Origin of the sequence: Gordonia aichiensis NBRC 108223, from assembly GCF_000332975.1 — a bacterium.
GTDB lineage: Bacteria > Actinomycetota > Actinomycetes > Mycobacteriales > Mycobacteriaceae > Gordonia > Gordonia aichiensis.
The window spans coordinates 84,059-98,304 of record NZ_BANR01000058.1 but is presented as its reverse complement, the minus strand read 5'-3'; the positions used below and the strand labels follow the sequence as shown (position 1 = coordinate 98,304).

Genomic DNA, 14,246 nt, shown 5'->3' with positions numbered 1-14,246 from the left:
GCAGGCAGACAGGCTTTGAGCACGTTTGTGTAACGAATCTCAGAGTGGTGACGATGGGATAGCCACTCAGGTCACCATTGTAGGAACCCCACAAAAACCTTCGTGAAGGTTCATCGACCTCAACACCCACAAATCCACGCTGAAGGGTGTTCTCTGGTCACGTGCTTTCCTTGCTAGCGCCCGGACAGGGCTCACAGACACCCGGCATGCTCGCTCCGTGGCTAGAGCTTCCCGGCGCGCGTGACCAGCTGGCCATCTGGTCCAAACTCGCGGGACTCGACCTCGAACGACTCGGGACGACCGCCACCGCCGATGAGATCACCGACACCGCAGTCACCCAGCCGCTCGTCGTCGCGAGTGCACTGCTGGCCTTCGGCGAGTACGCCAAGAACCACGAGTTGCCCGACGACGCGGTCGTCGCGGGTCACTCGGTCGGCGAGCTCACCGCAGCAGCCATCACCGGTGTGATCACCTTCGACGAGGCGGTCACGTTGGCCGCCGTCCGCGGCGCACAGATGGCGAAGGCGTGCTCGCTGCAACCGACCACGATGGCCGCGGTCCTCGGCGGCGACGAGAGCGAGGTTCTGGCTCGCCTCGATGAGCTCGACCTTGTTCCCGCGAACCGCAACGCCGTCGGTCAGATCGTCGCCGCGGGCGACGTCGCAGCGATCGACGAGTTGATCGCCAACCCGCCCGAGAAGGCACGCACCCGCAAACTGGCTGTCGCGGGCGCCTTCCACACGCGCTTCATGGCGCCGGCTCGCGACGCCGTCGCACAGGCCGCGGCGTCGATCACTCCCGCCGATCCCACACGTACCCTCCTGTCGAACTCCGACGGACAGCCGGTGACCACGGGCGCCGAAGCCCTGGCCAAGCTCGTCGAGCAAGTCACGTCCCCCGTCCGCTGGGATCTCTGCTCGGCATACATGCGCGAGCACGGCACCGACAGCATCGTCGAACTGACCCCGGCCGGAACACTGGTCGGCATCGCCAAACGCGAACTCAAGGGAGTCGGTTCGGTGGCACTCAAGGTGCCCGCGGACATCGAGAAGCTTGGATAGCGGTCGCGCTCGCCGCGACCCCCGGAAGACCGGCTTCGCCGGTGGTCCAAACACCCACGGGGCCAACCCCCGCGGTGTTCCGGAGTCATTCATATTCACAAGCACAACGAAGGGAACCACACAGTGGCTGCCACCCAGGAACAACTCATCGCCGGTATCGCCGAGATCATCGAAGAGGTCACCGGCATCGAGCCGTCCGAGGTGACCATGGAGAAGTCGTTCGTCGACGACCTCGACATCGACTCGCTGTCGATGGTGGAAATCGCCGTGCAGACCGAGGACAAGTACGGCGTGAAGATCCCCGACGAGGACCTCGCCGGACTGCGCACCGTCGGTGACGCCGTTTCCTACATCCAGAAGCTCGAGTCCGAGAATCCCGAGGCTGCCGCAGCGATCCAGGCCCAGGTCGAGGCCGACCAGAAAGCCGGCTCGTGACCACATCGCTCCGCGATTACTCCACGCTGGGGGGCAACTTCCCCAGCGTGGTGGTCACGTCGATGGTTGCGTCGACCTCCCTCGGTGAGGACCTCGATTCGACCTGGAAGGGCCTCCTCGCAGGTGAGACGGGCATTCGCCAGCTCACGGACGATTTCGTCACGAAGTACGGCGAACTCCCCTGCCGCGTCGGTGGCCGGATGGTCAAGGACCCCGCAGAAGAGGTGACCCGGGTCGAGGCTCGCCGCATGGCCTATGTCGAGCGGATCGCTCACGTGATGAGCAAGCGGCTCTGGGCACAGGCAGGAGAACCCGAAGTCGATCCCGACCGTCTGGCCGTCGTCATCGGCACCGGCCAGGGTGGCGGCGACGCGATGGTCGACGCCGTCAAGGCGATCGAGCAGTCGGGCAACTACCGCAAGGTCTCCCCGCTTGCCGTCTCGATGGCGATGCCGAACGGACCCGCCGCAGTCGTCGGTCTGAACATCGGCGCCCGCGCCGGCGTCATCACACCGGTCTCGGCGTGTTCGTCAGGAGCCGAGGCGATCGCCCACGCGTGGCGGCACATCGTGCTCGGCGATGCCGACATGGTGGTCACGGGCGGCGTCGAAGGCCACATCGACGCGATCCCGATCGCGGCTTTCTCGATGATGCGTGCGATGAGCACCCGCAACGACGACCCCGCGGCCGCCTCGCGCCCGTTCGACAAGGATCGTGACGGCTTCGTCTTCGGTGAAGCCGCTGCAATGCTGATCGTCGAGCGTGAAGACCACGCCAGGGCACGCGGGGCGCACATCCACGCACGCATCCTGGGCTCGGGTATCACGTCTGATGGCTTCCATCTGGTCGCACCCGACCCAAGCGGTCAGGGCAACGCTCGAGCCATGACCCGGGCGATCCAGACCGCTGGCCTGCAGCCCTCGGACATCACGCACATCAACGCTCACGCCACCTCGACCCCCATCGGCGACACCGCCGAGGCAGCGGGCATCGCGGCGGCGGTCGGCAACCACGCTGCGATCTACGCACCCAAGTCCGCACTCGGTCACTCGATCGGTGCGGTTGGTGCGCTCGAGTCGGTGCTGACGATCAAGAGCGTCGAAGAAGGCGTGATCCCGCCGACGCTGAATCTGGAGAACCTCGACCCCGAGTGCGGCGACATCGACGTCGTGCATGGCGAGGCACGGTATGGGCAGATCGACTACGCCCTGAACAACTCATTTGGATTCGGTGGACATAACGTGGCGCTGGCCATCGGGCGCTACTGAGTCACATCTCGACAACCGCGACGTCGACGATTCCGATGTCCGTGACGACACCGGATCGTCGACGTCGCGGTCGAGCACCATCGCACCGCAGCAGTAGGAGACAGCGATGACCACACTGGCCCCCATCACCGGCCACGAGGATGCAGTGGACCCTCGCGATCCGATGCTGCGTCTGACCAACTTCTTCGACGAGGGCACCCTCGATCTCCTCCACCCACGAGATCACTCGGGCGTCCAGGCCGCGGTCGGTCTCGTCCACGGCGTCCGCACCGTCGCCTACTGCACCGACGGCACCGTCATGGGTGGCGCGATGGGCATCGTCGGATGCGCCCACATCGTCAACGCCATCGATACCGCGATCTCAGAGCAGGCGCCGGTCGTCGGCATCTGGCACTCGGGCGGTGCGCGCCTCGCCGAGGGTGTCGAAGCACTGCACGCCGTCGGTGGGGTGTTCGAGGCGATGGTGAGGGCGTCCGGATACATCCCGCAGATCTCCGTCGTCGTCGGGTTCGCTGCAGGCGGCGCGGCGTATGGACCGGCACTGACAGACGTCGTGATCATGGCCCCGGCCGGACGGGTCTTCGTGACCGGCCCCGACGTCGTCCGCAGTGTCACCGGAGAATCGGTCGACATGGAGTCGCTCGGTGGCCCGCACACCCACGGCAAGAAGTCCGGGGTCAGTCACATCACCGCCGACTCCGAACCCGATGCGTACTGGCGCGCACGACGACTCGTCTCGACATTCAGCGCACAGGGTCACTTCAACCGCGAGCAGGCCGAGGCAGGCGACTCCGACCTACAGGCACTGCTGCCCGAATCGCCACGCCGCGCTTACGACGTACACCCCATCGTCTCCAAGCTCCTCGACACCCAACTGGCCGCCGACGGCCGCACCGAGATTTCGAGTTTTGAAGAGCTGCAAGCAAAGTGGGCTCCTAACATCGTCGTCGGCTTCGGCAGGCTCTCCGGGCGCAGCGTCGGGGTCGTCGCCAACAACCCGCTGCGCATGGGCGGCTGCCTGAACTCCGAAAGTGCCGAGAAGGCCGCGCGGTTCGTGCGCCTCTGCGACGCGTTCGGCATCCCGCTGATCGTCATCACCGATGTTCCCGGCTACCTACCTGGTGTCGGTCAGGAATGGAACGGCGTTGTCCGACGCGGCGCGAAACTGCTACACGCCTTCGCGGAATGCACGGTCCCGCGCGTCACGCTGGTGACCCGCAAGATCTACGGCGGCGCCTACATCGCCATGAACTCACGGGCACTCGGCGCCACGGCCGTCTTCGCGTGGCCCGGCTCCGAGGTCGCCGTCATGGGAGCCAAGGCAGCAGTCGGCATCCTGCACAAGAAAGCGCTCGCCGCTGCACCCGACCACGAACGCGACGCACTGCACGAGCGCCTCGCCGTCGAACACGAACAGATTGCAGGCGGACTCGACCGAGCACAGGCGATAGGCGTTGTCGACGAGGTGATCGATCCCGCCAAAACCCGCAGCATCATCGCCGAAGCACTGGCATCGGCGCCGGCACGGCGCGGACGGCATAAAAACATTCCGCTGTGAGTGGAGGCGGCGACTGCGTCGCCGCGCGTTCTGCACAACACGATTCGGCCCCGGCAGTACTCTGCCGGGGCCGAATCAGCGTGTCGGGTCGGTGATCGGAGGTAGGTCACCAACTCCGATGTGGTTCAACCGACGCGTTGCGTCAGCCAGGTCACCTCAGCGCCGGCACCGCCCATGCGATACGCCTCGAGCGCGTCGTCCCACGCGGTGCCAAGCGCGGCTTCGAGTTCGCCCGCGAGGCCCGCACTGTCCGGCTGGGCCTCGATGAGCGAGCGCAACTGCATCTCGCCGATGATCACGTCGCCGTTGGCGCTCGTCGAACCGCGCCACAGGCCGAGGCCCGGAACATAACTGAACCGCTCCCCGTCGACGCCCTCACTGGGATTTTCGGTCACCTCGAAGCGCAGCGACGACCACTCGCGCAGCGCATTCGCCAAACGAGCAGCAGTACCCACCGGCCCCATCCAGTCAACGGTGGCCCGCTGCATGCCGGGGTCGGCGTCTTGCGCGGACCACTTCAGGTTGGCCCGCGCATTCAGGGTCGACGACAGAGCCCACTCCACATGTGGGCACAGCGCAGCCTGCGCTGAGTGGATGTACACCACTCCGGTCGTCATGTCCGCAAACTGGTTCAGATTGCGCACCTTGTTCACCTCCGTTGTCGACGAGGAACGTCTTCCCCAACACACCTCGCGACAGCGGATATCACACTCGTGTTGTTTATTGTGCCTGATGTTGTACGTGTTGCGCTAGTTTCCGGAGATGATTGATGTGAATTACTGATTCACAGAGTCGCCCCGGGGTGCGTCGACAGAGACCGTCAGTCGTCGGCGACGAGGGTATCGACGATCGTGTCGTTGAACTCGGCCCACAGCGGCTTGGCCCACGCACCGAACGGCCGGTCGGTGAGCACGACGCATGCGGCGCCCAACTCGGGATCCACCCACAGATAGGTTCCCGATTGGCCGAAGTGACCAAAGGTCGACGGCGAGTTGCGGGTCCCGGTCCAGTGCGGTGACTTGTGCGAACGGATCTCGAACCCGAGTCCCCAGTCGTTCGGCTTGTGCTTTCCGTAGCCGGGCACGAAACCGTCGATCCCCGGGAACCACACCGAGTGCGCACTCTCGGCGAGTTCCGCCGACAGCAGATGCGGCTGCAACAGCTCTGCGGCGACGGCGGCGAGATCGTCGACGCTCGACCGTGCGCCGTGCCCCGCGGGTCCGTCAAGCGTCGTCGACGACAGTCCGAGTGGTACACACACCGCCTCGGCGAGATAGTCGGCGAATGCGATGTCGGTCGCCGACTCGACGGTCTCGGCGAGTACTTCGAAACCCGCACTGGAGTAGATGCGCTTCTCACCTACTCCTGCCTCGACCTCGCGAGCGTCAAAGGCGAGCCCCGAAGCATGTGCGAGGAGGTGGGCGATGGTCGCGCCGGGAGGGCCCGCGGCGTCGTCGAGTTCGACGGCCCCCTCCTCAACGGCAACGAGAACCGCCTCGGCCACCAGGAGTTTGGTGACCGAGGCGAGTTCGTAGATGCGCGTGGTGTCTCCGTATGCGACGACCTCCTCACCGGTGACGATCGCGGCGGCGACATTGTCGACCGGCCAGGTACCGAGGGCGTCGAGAACACTCACGACAACCCACGTTACCGGTCGACGACGATCAGTGATCCTCGTCGGTGTAGCGGATGACGCCGCGAATGTTCTTACCGTCGAGCATGTCCTGGTAACCCTGGTTGATCTGGTCGAGCCGGTACTGCCGGGTGATCATGTCGTCGATGTTGAGCTTGCCGATCTTGTACATCGAAAGCAGTTGCGGAATATCGAGTTTGGGGTTCGCGCCACCAAAGATGGTGCCCTGCAGGTTCTTCTGCAGCAGTGTGAGCATCGACAGGTTCAGCGTCACGTCGGTCTCGAGCATGTTCCCCATGCCCGTCAGCACACACGTACCCGCTTTCGCGGTGATGCCCATCCAGCTGTCGACGTCCTTGCCGTGCACCTCGCCGACGGTCACGATGACCTTCTGACACATGGCACCGTGGGTGGTTTCGGCGATCGCGCCCGCGGCTTCCTCGATCGACGCGTAAGCAGCGGTCGCGCCGAACTTCAGCGCCTGTTCGCGCTTCCACTCGACCGGGTCGATCGCGAAGATGTTGCGCGCCCCCGCGATCACCGCACCCTGCAGCGCCGCGGTTCCGACACCGCCGACACCGACGATTGCCACGTCCTCGCCGGGGCGCACGTCACCGCTGCGGGTGGCCGATCCGTAGCCGGTGGGTATGCCGCAGCCCACCAGCGCCGCCACCTCGAACGGGATGTCCTTGTCGATCTTCACCACCGACGCCTCGTGCACCACCATGTAGGGCGCGAACGTGCCGAGCAGCGTCATCGGATAGACGTTCTCGCCCTTCGCGGTGTGGATACGGAAGGTGTTGTCGGACACGGCTTCACCCTGCAGAAGCATCGCGCCTAAGTCGCACAGGTTCGCCAGACCCGACCTGCACGACGGACACTTACCGCACGACGGGATGAAGGAAAGGACGACGTGGTCGCCGACCTCGAAGTCGGTAACACCCTCACCGAGTTCCTCGATGACACCCGCACCCTCGTGGCCGCCGAGGATCGGGAAGCCCGCCATCGGGATGCCGCCGGTCATGAGGTGATGATCGGAGTGACACATCCCGGCTGCTTCCATCCGGATCTTGATCTCGTGCGCCTTGGGATCACCGATCTCGATCTCTTCGATCTCCCACGGCTGGTTGAGTTCCCGTAGCAACGCACCCTTGGTCTTCATTCATGCCCTCCGCTTGTCGTCGTCACGCCCACGCCTCCGTGATGAGGCGGCCCGAGCGTCCCTCTTGAGACGATAGTCACTTTTCGTCGAAAATGGAACGTGTTCTACTTTTTGGCGACGTTCACTTCGCCAGACCCGCGTCCTTGCTTCCGTAGGTCTCGCGCAGGCGCGGTTTGACGACCTTGCCACCTGCGTTTCGGGGCAATTCGTCGACGAGAACGATGTCCTTGGGCTGCTTGAACCTCGCCAGGTTCTCGTCGAGATACGCCCCGAGTTCGTCGAGAGTCAGATCGCCTCCGTCGACGGTCACCACCACCGCGACGGGGACCTCGCCCCACTTCGGGTCCGCTCTGCCGATCACCGCGGCCTCGGCGATCCTGGGGTGGCCGTAGAGAACGTTCTCGACCTCGGCGCAGTAGACGTTCTCTCCACCGGAGATGATCATGTCCTTGGCTCGGTCGACCACGTAGAGGAAGCCCTCCTCGTCGCGTCGAACGAGATCACCGGAGTGGAACCAGCCCCCGCGGAAGGCGTCCTCGGTGCCCTGCGGGTTCTGCCAGTACCCCAGCATCATGTTCGACCCGCGGTACACGATCTCCCCGATCTCACCGTCGGGCACGTCGTTCATCATCGGATCGACGACGCGCGCGGTGACCGCCGGCACCACCTTGCCGATCGACCCGAGTTTGCGTAGGGCGTCAGCCCCGTCGAGCACACACGTGATCGGCGACATCTCGGTCTGCCCGAACACGGCGACGTTCAGTGCATTCGGAAAGGTCTCGTTCATCGCGTTGAGCACGGTGTCCGACGCGGGTGCGGCCCCCCAACTGATCACACGGAACTTCACGTCCCGCGGTTTCGCCTGCTGCGCGGCGCAGACCGCCTGCCACTGCGCGGGCACGAGGAAGATCGACGTGATGCCCTCACGCTCACACATGTCGAGCATGTCGTCGGGGTCGAACGCCCCGAGGGGATGGATCACCGAGGTCGCGCCCATGTAGAACAGCGGTGCCATGGCACCGATCCCCGCGATGTGGAACATCGGTGCGACGCCTGCGCCGATGTCGTCACGTCGGGTGTGCAGCGCCTGCAGACAGGTGAGCGCCTGTGACTGCATATTCGTGTGAGTCAACATGGCACCCTTGGGTTTCCCCGTCGTCCCCGACGTGTACATGATCAGGGCCACGGTCTCTTCCGGGATGTCGATCTCCGGCAGGTCCGACGCGTCCTCTGCGATGAGGTCGGCGTAATCGAGATGCGCATCATTGTCCGAACCGCCGACGACGATCACCCGGTCGACGTCGCCGGTCGCCGCGACGACCGCGTCGGCCAACGGAGCCAACATCGTCTCCGTCACGATCGTGCGGGCACCGCTGTCGGTCACGAGGAAGGCGATCTCGGCTGGACTCATCCTCACGTTGACCGGCACCGGAATCGCGCCGATGATGTTGGCGCCCAGGATCGCTTCGACGTACTCGGCTCGGTTGAGCAGAACCATCAGCACCCTGTCGCCGAAGCCCACTCCCCGACGACTCAGCGCCGCGGCGAACGCATGAGTGCGCTCGTCGAGCTGCTTCCACGTCGTCGTGGCACCGAGGAACTTCAGTGCCGGAGCATCGGGCTGCATCATCGCGTGTCGTCGAATCTGGTTGTTCCAGTGGTTGCGGCGAGAACGCAGTGGCTCGGTATTGAGATCTTGCCCGGAGTCGACGGTCACGGTCATGGAAACTCTCCTCGGTTTTCTCGACGTCAGTGACGGCGTGTGGTGCTGAACGCGGCGATGGCCGCCTGGAATTCGTGTGATTGCAGCAATCGGGTCTGGCCGTCGGTCTCGCGCGTGAGAGTTGCCTCGAACCCCGCGAGGGTGTTGGCGTCGAGCGCGGCCTTCGCCAGTCGCAACGCCTGACTCGAACTCTGCGCGAAGCGCGTGGCCACACCGCCGATCTCCGTGTCGAGAGCGGCCCTGTCCTCGACAAGCCCACTGATCAACCCGGCGTCGAACGCCTCAGGGGCGTACAGCTTTTCACCGAGCAGGACAAGTCGGTTGGCGCGTGCGCGGCCGATGGCGGTGGCCACCGTCTGAGTGGCACCCCCGTCGGGCATGAGGCCGATGTTGGTGAACGCCAGAAGAAAGTACGACCGCCTGGTGGCGATGATGAGGTCGGAGGCGAACGCCAACGAGGCCCCGATGCCGACGGCCGCACCGTCGACCGAGGCAACCACCGGCACCGCGACCGAGCGCACCGCGCGGGCCAACGTCGACCCGCCCCCTATCACCGACGCGGCGCTGCTCTCGTCGATCCCACCATTCCTCGCCGAGTCCGCCGCGAGGTCGCGGATGTCGGCGCCGGTACTGAAGTTCCCACCCGCACCGTCGATGATCACCGCTCGAACGTCGTCCTCCGCACAGCGTGTGGTCAGAAAGGCGACAAGCGCAGCAGCAGCCGTGCCGTTGAGTGCGTTCATCCGCTCCGGACGATGAATGGTCGCGCGGGCGATCCCGCGATCATCGACCTCGGTGACTATTCCCGAGCTCGGCGCGCCACCAGACGACGGCACTGAACTCGCTGAGGTCTCAGTCACCGAAACGTCCCATCGTCGGCGCAGAACTCGCCTGCAGAGTGATCCATGCCGCAACCATACATCCATGTGAGATCTACACCACAAGAGTTGCGATTAACTTATGTGTCCGTCATACCGCCACTAGCTGTGGTTATAGACGATTTCTCGATTCGTTCCACAGCGAAGACACGATCGCTCTACTCTGGGCCGATGAGCAGTCAGCCCTCGACTGACGACGTCGCGCCACCACGTCGACGACCCGCCGACCGTCGGGCACTGATCCTGCGGACCGCGGCGGCCGAGTTCAGTGATCGCGGCTATCACGCTGTCCGGTTAGAGGAGATCGCCCGGATCGTCGGAATCTCCGCTCCTGCGCTCTACCGCCACTTCCCCACGAAGTACGCGCTCTTCGCCGAAACCACAGCCCTCCTGGCCGACGCACTGACCGAGGCCCTCGATGCAGCCGACGACGACCTCGAGTCGGCACTGACGGCTCTCGCACAGTCCGCCATCGACCACCGCAGAACCGGGGGGCTGTATCGCTGGGATCAGCGCTTCCTCCACGGCGACGATGCAACGAGGGTGAGATCGGTTCTGGTGGATCAGCACCGAAGGATTCGTGCGCCGCTTCTCGATCTGCGGCCCGAGTTCTCCCGACCGCACGCAGATCTCGTTGCGGCCGCGATGATCAGCGTCGTCGCGAGTCCGACAACCCACCGCACCACGCTGCCCGACCGCGACATCCGTCGACTGCTCGTGGCAACCGCGCTCTCGCTGGCCGACGTTCCCCCGACGACCGCTGACGGCCCACCGGGCAGCAGCGTGCCCTCGGGTCTCACACCTGCGTCCAAACGTGAACTCGTGCTTGCCGAATCGATCTCGCTGTTCGCCGCCAAGGGCTTCGGAGAGGTCACCATCGACGAGATCGCAGCTGCAGCCGGGATTCCCGCATCGGGGGTCTACCGGCACTTCGACGGCAAGGCGGCCATTCTGTCGGCTGCCTTCTGGCGCGCGTCGGACCGCGTCAGTGCGGCAAACTCGGACGCCCTCGCCGCGTCGACAACCAGTCGCGCCGCGCTCGAGGAACTCGTCGACAGATACGTACGACTCTTCGTGCGCGACAATGCTCTTCAGTCGTTGTACCTCAGCGAGATCGGCCACCTCGCGCCCGCCGAACGCAGCGCGCTACGTCGACAACAACGCGCGAACGTCGACGAGTGGGCTGCGTGGGTGACCCGCGACCGCGGCGAAGCGATCACCCGTGCGGAGGCACGCTTTCTCGTCCATGCAGCGCTCGGCGTCACCTCGGATCTGCTCAGGCTGCCGCGATCACCGTCCGCCGAGCAGATCATCTCCCTGTGCCGCGCCATTCTCATCGACCCGCAGCGGGATTGACGCGAGCCAACGGGTTGCCACCGACCCACTGCTCATACGGTGGCGAGGTCGTCGAGCAGCCACTCCCCGTTTCGCTTGGTGAGGGTGATCTCCACACGCGATTGATACGGAATACCGTCGGGTACCTGCGCCGCGATCTCCGACGACTTCACCGTCTGGTCCAACGCCACGAGAACCACCGCACGGTCGGCGGTCATGGATTCCACCCCGGCGCGCTGCGCCTTCGCCGTGGACACACCCTTGACGTTCGCATTGCCCTTGCGCGCGTCCTGTGATGAGGCGATGTAGGTCTTACCGAACTCAGGTGTGGAGATCTCGGTGATCCGGCGATCGAGGTCGGCGTAATCCGACGGGTCGTAGGTGGTCAGCTCGACGGCATAGCGGCGCGCCGTGTCGAGCACCGTGGCACGGTCGGCGTCCGATGGCCCGTCGTCCGAGGCGCGGCCGTCGGCCTGCACGTACAGGTAGGCCAGCACCCCGGTCGAGATCGCGAGAACAACAACCAGCAGCGTCAGAGTCCCGACCAACGCCCGCCCACCGACAAATCGCCGGATTCGTCGGGTACCGCCGGACTCGTTCGCCGCGGCGTCGAGCTTGCGGGGCACGCGGTCGGCCGACTCTGCACGCAGTTTTGCGCGCCTGTCACGATTGGCCGCCAGGAACTCCTCGCCGTCGAGTGGCGTGACGTCGGTCGCCGCGGGTGAACCCGGCTGTTGATCCTCCGCCGCGAGATCGACCACCTGGTCTGCAGAGCGCGCCGACTCGCCCCGCACACCGTTGTCGGAGGGGACACGCGATTTGGGCATGGCAACCAATGTAGCCATCGAAGTTGTGGCCCAGACCACGGGTCGTCATATCACATATATGATCTGTGGAGGGGTCATCGCACCCAGCTCCGCAATCGAGAGGACAGCAGTGAAGTTCACGCAAGAACAGCAGGCATTCGCGGCATCGGTCGCTGACTTCTGCCAGCGCGAGGTCGGCACGCGCGAGCAGCGCAATCGCTACACCAAGGACGGGACGGAGCTGCACTCACGCGAGCTCTACCAGAAGATGGCCGACCTGGGCTGGGCAGGCATCATGCTGCCCGAGGCGTACGGCGGATCGGGGGCAGGCAACGTCGAGATGTGCATCCTGCTCGAGGAAGCGATGCGCGGCATGGCACCCATCGGCGGCATCGGCCCCACCTTCATCACGGCACTGGCCTACAACCGATTCGCCGACGATCAACTGAAGAAAGAAGTCCTGACCGGCGTCGTCAATGGTGATGCACTGTCGATTTCGATGTCGGAGCCCGAAGCTGGCTCCGACGTCGCGAACCTCACCTGCCGCGCAGAGAAGGTCGACGGCGGGTGGATCATCAACGGGCAGAAGACATGGTGCTCCAATGCACATTTCGCACGCTCGATCCTATTGATCGCCCGCACGTCGAACACCGGCAAGAAGCACGAGGGCATCACACAGTTCCACATTCCTGCCGACACACCGGGGTTGGAGATCAAGGGCATCGACACGCTCGGTGGCCGCGAGGTCAACGACCTGTACTTCACCGACTGTCGAGTGCCCGACTCAGCGGTCGTCGGCGACGTGGGCAACGGCTGGAATCAGTTGATGGCCGGACTCAACACCGAGCGGTTGATCCTGGCCGCCATGCAACTCGGGGTCGCAGAACGTTCATTCGCCGACACACTGGCGTTCATCACCGAGCGCAAGCAGTTCGGGCGGCCGATCGGCTCGTTCCAGACACTCCGGCATCGCATGGCCGATCTCGCCACGGAGATCGAGTGCACCAAGCAACTCGTCTACTCCGTGGCCCAACTCGCCGACGACAATCCAACCAAGCTCCTCCCCCGCGAGGCGTCGATGGCGAAGCTCAAGGCCACCGAGACGTCGAAACGCATGACCATCGACGCCATGCAGATGATGGGCGGCTACGGCTACGCAACGGAATTCGACGCAGAGCGCTTGATGCGCGGCGCGATCATCTCGACGGTCTACGGTGGCACGAATGAGATCCAGCGCGACATCATCGGCAAGACCTTCGGGCTCTGACGGCTCGAGGGCGCCGCGTCGGATCCCGCGGCGCCCTCAACTGTCCGAAGAAGTGGCCGCACACCTACGCCACCGCATCATGACCGCCGATCTACGCCCCGGAGACTTCATCAGACTCGACGACGTCGCCGAGGAGTTGGGGGTGAGTGTCACACCGGTCCGCGAGGCGCTGTTGACCTTGCGCGGCGAGGGCATGGTCGATCTCGAGCCGCACCGTGGATACCGCGTGGGTCCACTCGATCGAGTCGACGTCGACGATCTGTTCTGGTTGCAGGGTGAGATCGCGGTCCGGCTTGCGCGTCGCACCGCAGGTGCGGTCACGCCCGCCGATCTCGACGAGTTGCAGTGGTGGACCCGACGCCTCCGTGCCGCCGTGGAGTCGGGTGACGAGCAGGGTGTCATGGAGGCCGAATTCGAGTTCCACCGCGCGCACAACGTCATCGCAGGCGGCACCAAACTGGCGTGGTTTCTGCTCGCCGCCACGCGGTACACACCTGCACGGCTCTACGCGACAGACCTCGAATGGGGCCACACCGCGGTCGACAGTCACGAGCGGTTGGTCGACGCCTACCGGCGCGGCGACCTCGACGAGGCAGTCACTCAGACGCGTCGCCAATTCACCGACGGCGCAGCGCGTTTAACGCGCCATCTTGAGCAGAGCGGGATCTGGAGCGCTACCGACTCAGACCGAACCCAGGTCTGACGCGACCCACTGTTTGGGTCGCACAACGACTTTCGTCTGCGCGCCGTGATCGGACGTAGCGAACTCGACGTAGCCCGCCACTTTCTCTGCGGGCAGATATCGTGTCGCCATCTCGACGAGATCGTCCATTGTGCCGTCGACATAGTCGATCACCGGCCCCGACACCGCGGCGTAGGCGATCGTCGGCGAGACCACTTCGGCCATGACCGTGCAGCGTCCGGCAGCGCGTAGCAGCGCGATCTTGCGCGACTCCGCACCGGTCAGAAACCAGAGGTCGCCGCCAGGGCTGTACTGATACCAGATCGGCACCACAAGCGGCGCCCGATCGGCACCGGCCTCGATCGAAAGCGCACCGATGTGGGGCTGCGCAAGAAATGCTTGCCGTTGATCACTGTTCATCGCCATGAGATCGACACT

Annotated in this window: 14 protein-coding genes; 7 read left to right on the top strand and 7 right to left on the bottom strand. The window is 64.9% G+C overall.

Features of this window, described 5'->3' with window-relative positions:
- Positions 1-161 precede the first annotated feature (161 nt).
- From GOACH_RS22770 to GOACH_RS22755, 4 genes are all read left to right on the top strand, one after another.
- Positions 162-1,061, top strand: coding sequence for an ACP S-malonyltransferase (locus GOACH_RS22770; RefSeq protein ID WP_005180633.1), 900 nt, complete (start codon positions 162-164; stop codon positions 1,059-1,061).
- A gap of 123 nt (positions 1,062-1,184) precedes the next feature.
- A complete protein-coding gene (gene acpM, locus GOACH_RS22765) occupies positions 1,185-1,496 on the top strand; it encodes a meromycolate extension acyl carrier protein AcpM (RefSeq protein ID WP_005180631.1) in 312 nt (103 codons plus the stop codon).
- Positions 1,493-2,764, top strand: coding sequence for a KasA/KasB family beta-ketoacyl-ACP synthase (locus GOACH_RS22760; RefSeq protein ID WP_005180629.1), 1,272 nt, complete (start codon positions 1,493-1,495; stop codon positions 2,762-2,764). The genes acpM and GOACH_RS22760 overlap by 4 nt, the downstream gene beginning before the upstream one ends.
- A 106-nt stretch (positions 2,765-2,870) precedes the next feature.
- Positions 2,871-4,322, top strand: a complete 1,452-nt coding sequence (locus tag GOACH_RS22755; RefSeq protein WP_005180627.1) for an acyl-CoA carboxylase subunit beta — start codon at positions 2,871-2,873, stop codon at positions 4,320-4,322.
- 125 nt (positions 4,323-4,447) lie between these two features.
- Here GOACH_RS22755 and GOACH_RS22750 read toward each other — a convergent pair whose 3' ends face one another.
- The 5 genes from GOACH_RS22750 to GOACH_RS22730 all read right to left on the bottom strand — a co-directional run bounded on the left by GOACH_RS22750 (position 4,448) and on the right by GOACH_RS22730 (position 9,700).
- On the bottom strand, positions 4,448-4,966 hold the full coding sequence (locus tag GOACH_RS22750; protein ID WP_005180625.1) for a DUF3145 domain-containing protein: 519 nt from the start codon (positions 4,964-4,966) through the stop codon (positions 4,448-4,450).
- A gap of 176 nt (positions 4,967-5,142) precedes the next feature.
- Positions 5,143-5,958, bottom strand: coding sequence for a serine hydrolase domain-containing protein (locus GOACH_RS22745; protein WP_005180622.1), 816 nt, complete (start codon positions 5,956-5,958; stop codon positions 5,143-5,145).
- A gap of 28 nt (positions 5,959-5,986) precedes the next feature.
- Entirely contained in the window at positions 5,987-7,117 is a 1,131-nt protein-coding gene (locus tag GOACH_RS22740; RefSeq protein WP_005180621.1) for an NDMA-dependent alcohol dehydrogenase, read from the bottom strand.
- 121 nt (positions 7,118-7,238) lie between these two features.
- Positions 7,239-8,840, bottom strand: a complete 1,602-nt coding sequence (fadD5, locus tag GOACH_RS22735) for a fatty-acid--CoA ligase FadD5 (RefSeq protein WP_005180619.1) — start codon at positions 8,838-8,840, stop codon at positions 7,239-7,241.
- 26 nt (positions 8,841-8,866) lie between these two features.
- Positions 8,867-9,700 carry an enoyl-CoA hydratase-related protein gene (locus GOACH_RS22730; RefSeq protein WP_157227945.1) on the bottom strand — a complete coding sequence of 278 codons (834 nt, stop codon included), beginning with the start codon at positions 9,698-9,700 and terminating at the stop codon, positions 8,867-8,869.
- Positions 9,701-9,889: 189 nt separating this feature from the next.
- Between GOACH_RS22730 and GOACH_RS22725 the strand changes: the two genes are divergently transcribed.
- A complete protein-coding gene (locus tag GOACH_RS22725; protein WP_005180616.1) occupies positions 9,890-11,074 on the top strand; it encodes a TetR/AcrR family transcriptional regulator in 1,185 nt (394 codons plus the stop codon).
- A gap of 32 nt (positions 11,075-11,106) precedes the next feature.
- On the opposite strand, the gene GOACH_RS22720 is transcribed toward GOACH_RS22725, so the two are convergent.
- Positions 11,107-11,880 (bottom strand): Rv1363c family protein, encoded by a 774-nt coding sequence (locus tag GOACH_RS22720; RefSeq protein ID WP_005180614.1) that lies wholly within the window; start codon positions 11,878-11,880, stop codon positions 11,107-11,109.
- 58 nt (positions 11,881-11,938) lie between these two features.
- On the opposite strand from GOACH_RS22720, the gene GOACH_RS22715 reads away from it, so the two are divergent.
- Both GOACH_RS22715 and GOACH_RS22710 read left to right on the top strand, forming a co-directional pair.
- Positions 11,939-13,126 carry an acyl-CoA dehydrogenase family protein gene (locus GOACH_RS22715; protein WP_052004109.1) on the top strand — a complete coding sequence of 396 codons (1,188 nt, stop codon included), beginning with the start codon at positions 11,939-11,941 and terminating at the stop codon, positions 13,124-13,126.
- Positions 13,083-13,829, top strand: coding sequence for a GntR family transcriptional regulator (locus tag GOACH_RS22710; protein WP_083859133.1), 747 nt, complete (start codon positions 13,083-13,085; stop codon positions 13,827-13,829). The genes GOACH_RS22715 and GOACH_RS22710 overlap by 44 nt, the downstream gene beginning before the upstream one ends.
- Here GOACH_RS22710 and GOACH_RS22705 read toward each other — a convergent pair.
- On the bottom strand, positions 13,809-14,234 hold the full coding sequence (locus GOACH_RS22705; protein WP_005180606.1) for a pyridoxamine 5'-phosphate oxidase family protein: 426 nt from the start codon (positions 14,232-14,234) through the stop codon (positions 13,809-13,811). The genes GOACH_RS22710 and GOACH_RS22705 overlap by 21 nt on opposite strands.
- Positions 14,235-14,246: the final 12 nt, after the last annotated feature.